The 11,664-nt window shown below is 73.3% G+C and carries 11 protein-coding genes; 5 read left to right on the top strand and 6 right to left on the bottom strand.

The window, feature by feature from the left end; genetic code table 11:
- Nucleotides 1-160: 160 nt before the first annotated feature.
- The 3 genes from ACFCZF_RS39595 to ACFCZF_RS39585 form a co-directional block, all read right to left on the bottom strand.
- Nucleotides 161-388, bottom strand: coding sequence for a DUF3107 domain-containing protein (locus ACFCZF_RS39595; RefSeq protein ID WP_121749090.1), 228 nt, complete (start codon nt 386-388; stop codon nt 161-163).
- Between the two features lie 179 nt (nt 389-567).
- Nucleotides 568-1,209 (bottom strand): TetR/AcrR family transcriptional regulator, encoded by a 642-nt coding sequence (locus tag ACFCZF_RS39590; RefSeq protein ID WP_375923510.1) that lies wholly within the window; start codon nt 1,207-1,209, stop codon nt 568-570.
- A gap of 228 nt (nt 1,210-1,437) precedes the next feature.
- A complete protein-coding gene (locus tag ACFCZF_RS39585) occupies nt 1,438-1,659 on the bottom strand; it encodes a hypothetical protein (RefSeq protein WP_375923513.1) in 222 nt (73 codons plus the stop codon).
- Between the two features lie 220 nt (nt 1,660-1,879).
- On the opposite strand from ACFCZF_RS39585, the gene ACFCZF_RS39580 reads away from it, so the two are divergent.
- The 4 genes from ACFCZF_RS39580 to ACFCZF_RS39565 all read left to right on the top strand — a co-directional run bounded on the left by ACFCZF_RS39580 (nt 1,880) and on the right by ACFCZF_RS39565 (nt 6,792).
- Entirely contained in the window at nt 1,880-2,902 is a 1,023-nt protein-coding gene (locus tag ACFCZF_RS39580) for an alpha/beta fold hydrolase (protein WP_376675781.1), read from the top strand.
- Nucleotides 2,903-2,910: 8 nt separating this feature from the next.
- A complete protein-coding gene (locus ACFCZF_RS39575) occupies nt 2,911-4,782 on the top strand; it encodes a DUF3152 domain-containing protein (protein WP_376675780.1) in 1,872 nt (623 codons plus the stop codon).
- Nucleotides 4,783-5,030: 248 nt separating this feature from the next.
- Nucleotides 5,031-6,221: an extracellular solute-binding protein gene (locus ACFCZF_RS39570; protein ID WP_376675779.1), complete on the top strand. Its 1,191-nt coding sequence runs from the start codon at nt 5,031-5,033 to the stop codon at nt 6,219-6,221.
- Nucleotides 6,222-6,237: 16 nt separating this feature from the next.
- Entirely contained in the window at nt 6,238-6,792 is a 555-nt protein-coding gene (locus ACFCZF_RS39565; RefSeq protein ID WP_376675783.1) for an HXXEE domain-containing protein, read from the top strand.
- On the opposite strand, the gene ACFCZF_RS39560 is transcribed toward ACFCZF_RS39565, so the two are convergent.
- The 3 genes from ACFCZF_RS39560 to ACFCZF_RS39550 all read right to left on the bottom strand — a co-directional run bounded on the left by ACFCZF_RS39560 (nt 6,770) and on the right by ACFCZF_RS39550 (nt 9,876).
- Complete coding sequence (locus ACFCZF_RS39560; RefSeq protein ID WP_376675778.1) at nt 6,770-7,930, bottom strand: serine hydrolase domain-containing protein; 1,161 nt, start codon at nt 7,928-7,930, stop codon at nt 6,770-6,772. The two genes, ACFCZF_RS39565 and ACFCZF_RS39560, sit on opposite strands and share 23 nt — an antisense overlap.
- 156 nt (nt 7,931-8,086) lie before the next feature.
- The gene (locus tag ACFCZF_RS39555; RefSeq protein WP_375920805.1) at nt 8,087-8,800 is read right to left on the bottom strand and encodes a glycerophosphodiester phosphodiesterase; all 714 of its coding nucleotides are present in this window, start codon (nt 8,798-8,800) and stop codon (nt 8,087-8,089) included.
- Nucleotides 8,801-8,814: 14 nt separating this feature from the next.
- Complete coding sequence (locus ACFCZF_RS39550) at nt 8,815-9,876, bottom strand: adenosine deaminase (RefSeq protein WP_375920808.1); 1,062 nt, start codon at nt 9,874-9,876, stop codon at nt 8,815-8,817.
- Between the two features lie 904 nt (nt 9,877-10,780).
- Here ACFCZF_RS39550 and ACFCZF_RS39545 point away from each other — a divergent pair.
- Complete coding sequence (locus tag ACFCZF_RS39545) at nt 10,781-11,503, top strand: hypothetical protein (RefSeq protein ID WP_376675777.1); 723 nt, start codon at nt 10,781-10,783, stop codon at nt 11,501-11,503.
- Nucleotides 11,504-11,664 lie beyond the last annotated feature (161 nt).

Below are 11,664 nucleotides of genomic sequence, written 5' to 3'. Positions count from 1 at the left end.
GGGGAACTTTTTCTCCTTCAGGAAACGAGAGGAGGGGAGAGGAGGGGAGGGGGGGGGGGGGGAGGGGGGGGGCCGGGCGGTGAGCCCCCCCCGTCCCCCTCCCGTTCTGCGTGCGTCGTTCCGCGTCCGCCGACTGCGGTCCGCCGACAGCGTCCGCCGACTACAGCGCGCCGAAGCCCACCTTGCGGGGGGCCTGCTCGCCGATCTCGACGTAGGCCAGACGGTCGGCCGGCACCAGGACCTTGCGGCCGTGTTCGTCCACGAGGCTCAGCAGCGCCGACTTGCCGGCGAGTGCCTCGGCCACCACACGCTCGACCTCCTCGGCACTCTGACCGCTCTCCAGAACGATCTCGCGAGGCGCGTGCTGCACGCCGATCTTGACCTCCACGGCTATGTCCCTCCGACGGTCAGTGAAGTGCGCGATCTTCCGCGCCGTACCCAGCACACATTAGCCCGGTGAGGGGACGTACACGCTGCGTCGGAGAACGCCAGGAGCGAACAGCCGACGGGAACAGAGACGGGAACAGAGCCGCCGTACGCCCGCCGCCGCTCGCCACGCCGTGACGGTCAGTGCTGCTCGGTGCCGTGCAGCGGGAAGCCGGCGATGCCCCGCCAGGCCAGCGAGGTCAGCAACTGGACCGCCTGGTCGCGCGGCACGCTGCGGTCGCTGTGCAGCCAGGAGCGGGCCACCACCTGGGCGAGGCCGCCCAGGCCGGAGGCCAGCAGCATCGACTCGGCGCGCGAGAGGCCGGTGTCCTCCGCGATGACGTCGCAGATCGCCTCCGCGCACTCGTTCGTGACCTTGTCGACGCGCTCGCGCACGGCGGGCTCGTTGGTCAGGTCCGACTCGAAGACCAGACGGAAGGCGCCGCCGTCGTCCTCGACGTACGCGAAGTAGGCGTCCATCGTCGCGCGGACGCGCTGCTTGTTGTCGGTGGTCGACGCGAGCGCGCTCCGCACGGACTGGATCAGGGACTCGCAGTGCTGGTCCAGCAGGGCGAGGTACAGGTCGAGCTTGCCCGGGAAGTGCTGGTAGAGCACCGGCTTGCTGACGCCGGCGCGTTCGGCGATGTCGTCCATCGCGGCCGCGTGGTAGCCCTGGGCCACGAACACTTCCTGTGCGGCGCCCAGCAGCTGGTTGCGTCGGGCTCGGCGGGGAAGGCGTGTGCCCCGCGGGCGTACCGCCTCTGTCTGCTCGATGGCTGTCACGCCGCCTCCCATAGTCGTCCTCGTGCGGTGTGCGCCGCGTCGCCATCGTACTTTTCGGTAACCGTGGTGTGTGCGGTGCGAGCGCAGAATTTCACGGACCGGACGGTGGCGATAGCCGCACAACAGGTTTCAAAAGCGTTCAGGCCGGGCAGAGAGTGGCCTCCTTCCTGCTCGGCAGGCCTCTTCGCCGCTTCCGGCGCCGCGTCCTCGGTCGCCCGCGGCCGCGCCTCAGCGGTAGTCGTCCTCGTCGTGGGAGACGACCCGGGCCTGTTCGGCCAGGTCGGCCTCGTTGGCGCGGTCCGGATCGACGCCGGTCAACGGGTCGTCGTGCTCCGGCGCGAGGTCCGCCTGCTGCTCGGCGGCGTCGGCGGCCGGTGCCTCGACGTCGAATTCCTCCGCTTCCTGTGACTCGTCGTCGAAGGTCTCGGGATCGGTCGGGTCGACAGTCATGCTGGGCTCCCTTCCTACGAACGTCCCTGAGATGCAGGGGCCACACGCGGGTGCCCACTCCATGAGCCTAGGAGACACCCGATCCGGACGCCATGCGTCGCCGACGTCCGCGCCCGTCCCGTGCGCTGCCGGCATCAGTACCCGGCCGCCGCGCGATCGCACCCGCGCTTGTGACGGCGAACACATGAACTACTGCGTGATCGTCTCGTAACATTGCCGCATGCGTTCGATCGAGCCGCCGTCCGTCCCGCCCGCCAACGTGCTGCCGAAGGTCGCAGCCGTCAAGGTCGCGGCCGGCGAGCGGCTCAGGTCGGTCCACCTGCCCGGAATCACCTTGACGGTGCGCTCGAGACCACCGGCCCGCGAGGGGCTGCCGCCCGCGCTCTACGTCCACGGCCTCGGCGGTTCCTCGCAGAATTGGTCGGCGCTGATGCCGTTGCTGGACGGCGTCGTCGACGGCGAGGCCCTCGACCTGCCGGGCTTCGGCGACTCCCCGCCACCGGACGACGGCGACTACTCGATCACGGGGCATGCGCGCGCGGTCGTCCGCCACCTCGACGCCGCCGGACGCGGCCCCGTGCACCTCTTCGGCAACTCTCTCGGCGGCGCCGTCGTCACCCGCGTCGCCGCGGTGCGGCCCGACCTGGTGCGGACGCTGACGCTCGTGTCGCCCGCGCTGCCGGAGATCCGCGTACAGCGCAGCGCCGTGCCGACGGGGCTGCTGGCGTTGCCGGGGGTGGTTTCGCTGTTCACCCGGCTCACCCGCGAGTGGACCGCGGAGCAGCGGGTCCGCGGCGTCACGGCGCTCTGCTACGGAGACCCGGGGCGCGTGTCGTCGGAAGGCTTCCGCAACGCGGTGGAGGAGATGGAGCGGCGACTGCAGCTGCCGTACTTCTGGGACGCGATGGCGCGTTCCGCCCGCGGGATCGTCAACGCGTACGCGGTGGGCGGCCAGCAAGGGCTGTGGCGACAGGCCGAACGGGTTCTCGCACCGACGCTGCTGGTCTACGGTGGACGCGACCAACTCGTCGGCTACCGCATGGCCCAGCGGGCTGCCCGCGCCTTCCGTGACTCCCGGCTGCTGACCCTGCCGGACGCGGGACACGTGGCGATGATGGAGTATCCGGAGACCGTGGCCACGGCGTTCCGTGAACTCCTCGCGGACGCCGGGGAGTCGGCGGTCGGCGAGAGGACCGACGGGGCCGTCGACGACGAGCCCGCCAACCAGACCACAGGAGGCTGAGGCGCGAAGTGGGACGCCACAGCCGCCGCGGACCCGCCCCCAGGGCCGACTCCGAAGGCACCGCCGCCGCACGAGAGGGCCGGCCCGGCCTGCTGGGCCGCCGCCGGGCGCCCGGGCCTCCGGCGGGGGAGCAGACACCGCCGACGAGCGGGACAACACCCGGCGCGGCGCCCCGCGGGGCACCGGCATCGGGGCGATCCCAGGGCGGGGGCGGGCGATCCCAGGGCGGGGGCGGCCAGGGCGGTCCTGCCCCCCAGGGGTACGCGGGTCCGGGCCCACGGCTTCCGGACGGGATGCCTGCGCATGGGTTTCCGTCGGTTTCGGACGGGGCGCCTGCGCGTGGTTTTCCGGTGGGCTCGGACGGCACGCCTGCGCGTGGGTTTCCGTCGGTTTCGGGCGGGGCGCCTGCGCCTGGTTTTCCGGTGGGCTCGGACGGCACGCCGGCGCATGGGTCCCCCAGGGTGGGGGACGGCACGCCGGCGCACGGTTTTCCGCGGGTGGCGGATGGTACGCCCGCGCGTGGTGTCCCAGGGGGCCCCGGCGGCACTCCCTCGCGTGGTGTCCCAGGGGTCCCCGGCGGCACTCCCGCGCGTGGTGTCCCAGAGGTCCCCGGCGGCACCCCGGCGCATGGTGTGCCGCGGGTCCGTGGTGGTCATCCCGAGCAGCGTGAACCCGGTGGCGGCTGGGGCGACGTGAACGGGCGGGCCGGTGCCGGACCCGGCACACCGGCGGGATCGCCCACCGGTGCCCCCTCGCAGCCCTCACACCACTCGCACCCCTCACACCCCTCGGGTCCCGGATACCCCGGGCCGCCCGGTCGGTCCGGCAGGCAGCCCGGCCCGCCCTTCCCGCGGCAGCGGCAGTCGGTTCCGGGGGGCCCGCGGCAGGAGTACCTGGACGCCTTCGGTGGGGACGACGACGTCTTCACGCCCCGCCCCCCGCGCCCTGCCCCCGTCTCGCCGCAACCCGCCGACCCGTACGCCTCCGTCACCGACTGGAGTGCCGCGGGCGGGGACGGCGGCGACGCGGGCGCCGACGACGCGCCACCCACGGGCGAACCCGCGCCGGCCAAGGGCGGTAAGGGCAGGGCCTTCACCGGCATCGCCGCGGCCGCCGTCACCACCGTGCTGGCGGTCGTGGTGGCCGGCCAGGTCGCCGACGGGGCGGACGGTGACGACGTGCGCTCGCAGTCCGGCACCGATCAGGCCCGCGACGTCCGCGACTCCGCGTCTCGGGCGGACGGACGGCCGACGCCCTCCGCCTCCGAGACCGCGGCACCGCTGACGTACGAGCACAAGATGGAGAAGAGGTACCCGCTCGACGCCACGCTCGACGGTTCGGGAAAGTTCGACGCGATCACCGGCATCGACAAGGGGCCGGGGACGGGGCAGAAGTACACCTACCGCGTGGACGTGGAACAGGGGCTCGGCCTCGACGGGGAACTCTTCGCCGAGGCCGTGCACAAGACGCTCAACGACGACCGGAGCTGGGCCCACAACGGCGCCCGCTCCTTCGAGCGCATCCAGTCCGGGCAGCCCGACTTCGTGATCACGCTGGCCAGCCCCGGCACCACCGCCGACTGGTGCGCCAAGTCGGGCCTGGACACCACCGAGGACAACGTGTCCTGCGACTCGGCCGCCACCGAGCGCGTCATGATCAACGCCTACCGGTGGGCGCAGGGCGCGGAACCGTACGGCGACGACATCCACGGGTACCGGCAGATGCTGATCAACCACGAGATCGGCCACCGCATCGGCTTCAACCACGTCACCTGCGACAAGGACGGCGAACTCGCCCCGGTCATGCAACAGCAGACCAAGTTCGTCGACCACGACGGAATCGACTGCCGCCCCAACGCCTGGGCCTACCCCAACAGCTGACCGCGAGCGATGGCCGCCGCATCACACGTGGTGACTGTTTGATCTCTTAGCGCGACTGAACGCGCCCCGTACGAGAAAGTCACGGCCGTTCACCCCTTTTGGTGGGGGGGGGGGGAAACCCCCCCCCCCCCCCCCCGCGCCGCGTCCGGGGCGAACTCGCCCCGGTCGACAGGGTGTCCGGCCTGGACCGACCCGCTCGACGCAGCGTCGATTGTCCGGGTGAGTGCGGGCGCGGGATCCTTCGAGGCATGCCCCTGCTCCCGAAGACGCCCTCGCTCTCCCGTCGTACGCTGCTGCGCGGCCTGGGCGGTTCCGCCGCGCTCGGCGCGCTGGCCGGCTGCGGTGTACCGGCCGCCTACATCGCGCCGGGCGACCGCGCCGCGACCGACCGGTCCGCCACCGAGCAAAGGCTGACCTGGGCGAACTGGCCGCTGTACATCGACACCGACGACGAGCACCCGAGCCGGCGGCCCACGCTGGAGGCGTTCGAGAAGCGGTCGGGGATCTCCGTCGAGTACATCGAGGAGATCAACGACAACGACGAGTTCTTCGGCAAGATCAGCCCGTCCCTGATGAACCACCAGCCCACCGACCGCGACCTGATCGTCATCAGCGACTGGATGTGCGGGCGGTTCGTCCGGCTCGGCTGGGTGCAGGAGATGGACCGCTCCCGCCAGCCGAACGTCACCAAGTACCTCGACCCGCTGCTGCGTTCGCCCGCCTTCGACCCGGGCCGGAAGTTCACCGTGCCCTGGCAGTCGGGCATCACCGGCATCGCCTACAACCGCCGCAGGCTCGGCCGGGAGATCCGGCACGTGTCCGACCTGTGGGCGGCCGACCTCAAGGGCCGGGTGACCCTGCTGTCCGGCATGGACGAGGCGTTCGCGCTGCTGATGCAGGGCAACGGCGTCGACATCACCGACTGGACGGCGGACGACTTCCACACGGTGTGCGACCAGGTGGAGAGGCAGGTGGCCAAGGGCCAGATCCGCCGCTTCACCGGCAACGACTACATCAAGGACCTCTCCAGCGGCGACGTCCTGGCCTGCCAGGCCTACTCCGGTGACGTGATCCAGCTCCAGGCGGACGACCCGGACATCGAGTTCGTCGTCCCGGAGGAGGGTGCCGAACTGTGGGCGGAGTCCCTGATGATCCCCAACCTGGCCCGCCACAAGGCCAACGCCGAGCGGCTGATCGACTACTACTACCAGCCGGAGGTCGCCGCCGAGCTGGCCGCCTGGGTCAACTATGTCTGCCCGGTCCCCGCCGCACAGGACGTACTCGCCTCCTCCGACGACGAGGAGACCGCCGCCCTGGCCGAGGACCCGCTGATCTTCCCGGACACGGCGATGCGCGAACGGCTCGCGATCGCACGGGACATCGCGGCGGGGGAGCGGACGGAGTTCGCGAAGCGGTGGAACGGGATCGTGGGGGTGTAGCAGACTGACCGGCGTGATGAATTCGACGCGTGATGAAAAGGTGGGGAGCGCGGTCACGCTCGGACTGCTGGCGGCCTGGGCGCTGCACGACGCCGAGGAACTGGCGACCGTGCCGGGCTGGTGGCGGAGCGAGCTGCCCGCCCTGCGCGAGCGGTTCCCCACCGTGCCGGAGGCCGTGTGGCGGCAGGCCGAGCCGGCCGACGGGCGGGAGTTCGCCGTCGCGGTGGGGGTGATGGCCGCGGTCGTGGCCGCCGCGGCCGCCGCGGGCCGGCTGACCGGCGGCCGGTCGGCCGCGTACCAGACGGCGCTCAACGCCTTCGGGCTGCACGGGCTCGTCCACCTGGCCCAGGCGGGGCTGGTGCGCGGCTACACGCCCGGGTCCGCGACCTCGCCCCTCGTCGTCGTCCCGTTCACCCTCTGGGCCCGCCACCGGCTGCGCCGCGCCGGCGTCCTGCGCGCGACGCGCCCGCGCGACCTGGCCGTGGGACTCGGCTTCGCGGGCGCGGCGGTGGCGGGTTCGCACGTGGTGGCGCGGCGGCTGACGGGTGCTACTTCAGCGCGGCCGCGGTGATTGCGTCGATGACCGGGTTCGCGTCCGCGCTCTTGGCGTCCGTGGCGTTGACCGAGTAGACGAGGGTGCGGCTCAGGTTGCGGGTGCCGCCGATGACGGCGCTGTATCCGTAGCGGGACCCCGACTTGCCCCAGAAGACCTTGCCGTCGACTTCCTTGTACTCCAACCCCGCGCTGCGCTGCGCGCCCGGGACGCCCGCCGGGGTCGTGAACATCTCCTCCAGTTCCGGCTGCGGCACGATCCTTCCCCGGAACAGCTTGGTGAGCAGCTTCTCGAGGTCGGCGGTGGTGGAGATCATGTCGCCGGCCGCCCAGCGGTCCGCCTGGTTCCACTCGGTCACGTCGACCAGCTTCGTCGTGCCGTCCGGCTGCTGCACCGCCTGGTAGCCCCGGTTGTGCGGGCCCCGGATGCGGGGGTCGGTGCCGGGGAAGTAGGTGTGGTGCATGCCGGCCGGGCGCAGGACCAGGCGCGTGGCCACGGAGGCGTACGAGTGCCCCGTCACCTTCTCGATCAGCAGGCCGAGGATCGTGTAGTTGATGTTCAGGTACTGCTGCCGCGTCCCCGGGGTGAAGTCCTCCGGTCCCTTGGCGATCGCCGACGCCGCGACCTGCTGCGGGGTGAGGGTCTCGAAACGGTGCGCGTACACCTCCGCGAAGTCGTCGCCGAGACCGTCGCCCGGCTTGATGCCGCTGGTGTGGTTGAGCAGTTGGCGCACGCTGATGGGCTGATTGAACTCCGGCGTGAACAGGTCGGGGAGGTAGCCCTGCACCGGCGCGTCCAGGTCGATCTCGTCCTGGGCCGCGAGCCGCAGGACGGTGGCGGCGGTGACGACCTTCGTGACCGAACCGGCCCGGAAGCGGGCATGGGGGTGGGCCGGCCGGTCACCGGCCAGGTCGCGCACGTCCGCGCTGCCGTGCCAGTCGCCGTCCGGGTCGCCGACCCGCACGAGGGCGGCCGTGGCGTGCTGGTTCGGGAGCCCGTCGAGGGCGGCGCGCAGCGCTTCCTCGTTCGGCCCGTCCTGGTCGACGGAGCGGGCAGCCGCGGCGGGCGGCGCGGCGAAGGCCGGGGCCGCCAACGGGCCCGCGGCCAGGGCGAGGACCACGGAGGCGGCGAGAACGGAGTGGGTACGGGCACGCATCGACTGCTCCAGGGGTGAAGGCGGTTGCGGCGGAAGGATCGTTGATCATCCTTGTGCGCCGCGCCCCGTGGCGGATCGTCGGTGAGTAGGGTGCCCGCCCCGCAGCCGGACTCAGGGAATTCCCCTACACGGGGCGGGAGTTGTGCGGGGCACCCCTTACGGGACCCGGGTGGCTCCGTCGGCGTCGCGCAGCGCGCAGAGCGTGTCGATGCGGTTGGTGGTGATCGAGTCGACGCCCAGCGTGATCAGCCGGCGCATGGAGCGCCGGGTGTCCGGGGTCCACACCGACAGCAGGCAGCCGTCGCCGTGAACCCGCTCGGCCAGGGTCCGGGTCACCAGCCCGAACCGGTAGTTCAGCCACCGCGGCCGCACCGCCGCGAGCAGCGCGGGCCGCGGCGGTGCCGTCGTCGTCCAGGTCATGGCGATCTCGGCGGCGGGGTCGGCGGCGCGCACGGCGAGCATGGCCGCGGCGCCCGCCGTGTAGTACACGCGGTCCTGGGCCCCGCACTCCCGGACGACGTCCACGACGCGCCGTACCGCCCGCTCGTCCGGCCCGCCCGGCAGGTCCAGCATCAGCCGGCTGCCGTCGGTCGCGGCCAACGCCTCGGCGAGCGTCGGCACCCTGCCCGCCGTCAGCCCGCGCACCTCCTCGGCCGACAGGGACCGCAGCGGCCGGTCGTGCTGCCACAGCCGCTTCAGCGTCTCGTCGTGCAGCAGCACGGGCACGCCGTCGCGGGTGAGCCGCACGTCGGTCTCGACCGCGTCCGCGCCGCGGTCGAGCGCGGAGCGCAGCGAGTCGAGCGTGTTCTCGCGGTAGCGGTACGGGTCGCCGCGGTGGGCCACGGCGGTCAGGTGGCGTGCGGGACTCATGGTGGTCACCCGGTTCAGGAGGCGAGCCAGGCGGAGGTGTACGTGTCGATCTCGTCGCTGATCCGCGCCTTGCCCGGCGCGTCCAGGAACGAGGCCTCGACAGCGTTCTTCGCCAGGTCGGCGAGGCCCCGTTCGTCGAGTTCGAGGAGCCGGGCGGCGACGGCGTACTCGTTGTTGAGGTCGGTGCCGAACATCGGGGGGTCGTCGGAGTTGATGGTCACCAGCACACCGGCGCGCGTGAACTCCTTGATCGGGTGCTCGTCCAGGGTGCGTACCGCGCGGGTGGCGATGTTGGAGGTCGGGCAGACCTCCAGCGGGATGCGCCGCTCGGCGAGGTGCGCCAGCAGCTTCGGGTCCTGCGCCGAGCTGGTGCCGTGCCCGATCCGCTCGGCGCGCAGGTCGGTCAGGGCGTCCCACACCGTCTGGGGGCCGGTGGTCTCGCCGGCGTGCGGCACCGAGTGCAGCCCGGCGGCGATCGCCCGGTCGAAGTAGGGCTTGAACCGCGGCCGCGCGACCCCGATCTCGGGTCCGCCGAGTCCGAAGGAGACCAGGCCCTCGGGGCGCAGCCGGTCGTCGGTGGCGAGCCGCGTGGTCTCCTCGGCGGCCTCCGTACCGGCCTCGCCCGGGATGTCGAAGCACCAGCGCAGTACGGTCCCGAAGTCGGCCTCGGCCGCCTTGCGGGCGTCCTCGATCGCGTCCATGAAGGCACCCTCGTCGATGCCGCGCCGGGTGGAGGAGAACGGGGTGATGGTCAGCTCGGCGTACCGCACCTGCTGACGGGCCATGTCGCGGGCCACCTCGTACGTCAGCAGCCGGACGTCCTCCGGGGTGCGGATCAGGTCGACGACGGACAGGTACACGTCGATGAAGTGCGCGAAGTCCGTGAACGTGAAGTAGTCGACCAGGGCCTCGGGGTCGGTCGGGACCTTGGAGTCGGGGTGACGCGCGGCCAGTTCCGAGACGATGCGCGGGGAGGCGGAGCCGACGTGGTGGACGTGCAGTTCGGCCTTGGGCAGTCCGGCGATGAAGGCGTGCAGGTCTCGCGGGACGTCGGGGTCGACGAGGTGCTCGGTCAAGGGTTCCTCCCCACAGCGGCGCTCCGGGCCGGAGCGGGGCCGGCCGGGCGCGGGTGATCGGCTGATCGGTGACTCGGGATCATCGTAGGCCGGGCCCGTGCCGGGTGGGGACGGGCCGTAGCATGACGGGACGTTCGACAGAGGGGGGCCCGCCATGCCCGACGACGCGCAGCCGCCGAGAGCCGACGCGCACACGCCGGAAGCTCCGGGGAACGATCCCGCGCGGCCGGCTCCGCCCGGTGCCGCCGGTGACGCGTGGGCGACCCCGGCCGGCGGGCACTCCGAGGGCCTCGCGGACGCGGTGGCCGGGGTCGGCCTCGACAAGCCGGGGATGCCGGGAACGCAGGGCACGCCGGGGACGCCGGGTACGCCGAGCGCGCCGGGTACGCCGAGCGCGCCGGGCACGCCGAGCGGGTCGCGTGCGCCGGGGACGGCGGGCGGGTCGCGTGCGCCGGACGCCTCGGGCACAACGGACCGCCGCGCCCAGCTGTCCCCGGGCGCTCCGGGGACGCCGAGCGCGCCGGGCACGCCGAGCGGGTCGCGTGCGCCGGACGCCTCGGGCACAACGGACCGCCGCCCCCAGCTGTCCCCGGGCACGCCGGGCGCGCCGGGTACGCCGAGCGGGTCGCGTGCTCCGGGTACGCCGAGCGGGTCGCGTGCGCCGGACGTCTCGGGCACAACAGACGGTCGTGCCCAGCTGTCCCCGGGCGCGCCGGGTACGCCGAGCGCGCCGGGCACGCCGGCCACGCCGAGCGGGTCGCATGCGCCGGACGCCTCGGGCACGCCGGACCGCCGCGCCCAGCCGTCCCCTGCGCCGTCACACCCCGGGACGGTCCCCGAGGACCGGCCTTCGGCGATACCCGGGGCGGGCCCAGACCCGTGGGCGCCACCGGTGGACGGTGCCGTGGCGACGCCCGACGGCGGTCCCGGAGGCACCCTCGCGGCGGGCGGGCCCGCTCCGTGGTCGGCCCCGTCCGTCCACGACCAGCAGACGGTCACGTCCATGCCGGCCATGGACACCCCGCCGTGGGCAGCCCCGTCCCCCGCGACGCCGGCGAACGGCCCCGCCAACCCCTTCGCGGCCTCGGGCCCGACCGCGGCCGCTACGGGTGCGCCGAATCCCTTCGCGCCCCCGGCCCCGACAGCCGCCGCCGGTGCGCCCAACCCCTTCGCGCCCCCGGCCGCGACGCCGCCGTACGGCCAGGGCCGGGCAGCGGTCCCGCCGCCGCCCATCGCGCCCGACGGCCCCGGCCAGGTCGCCTACGGCTACCCCGGCCCGGGCGGGTACGGACATTCGGGCGGGTACGGGCACCCGGGCGGCCCGGCCGGATACCCCGGTGCGCAGCCGCAGGGCTACTTCGGCTGGCCCGGCATGGCTCCGATGCCGAGCAACGGCATGGGCACGGCAGGCCTCGTCCTCGGCATCATCGCGGCCGTCGGCTTCTGCCTCTGGCCGCTCGCGATCGTCCTCGGCGTCCTCGGCGTCATCTTCGGCGGGCTCGGCCGTGCCAAGGCCGGTCGGGGCGAGGCCACCAACGGCGGCCAGGCCCTGGCCGGCATCATCTGCGCGATCGTCGGCATCGCCCTCGGCGTCGGCTTCGGGCTGCTGGTGATCTTCGCACCCTGAGCCTGGGGGCTGCGCCGCGAGCCAGTGCTGCGCCGCGAGCCAGTGCTGCGCCGCGAGCGCGGAGTGCTAGCTGTACTGCCCAGGGACGTTGGTCAACCTGGTGACGGGTGGTTTGCCGCCGGTTGCGGTGTGGGGGCGGTGGTGATTGTAGTGATGGAGCC

It is taken from the genome of Streptomyces sp. NPDC056296 (assembly GCF_042268605.1).
In the GTDB taxonomy this organism is placed as follows: domain Bacteria; phylum Actinomycetota; class Actinomycetes; order Streptomycetales; family Streptomycetaceae; genus Streptomyces.
This window is presented reverse-complemented; position numbering and strand designations above follow the sequence as displayed.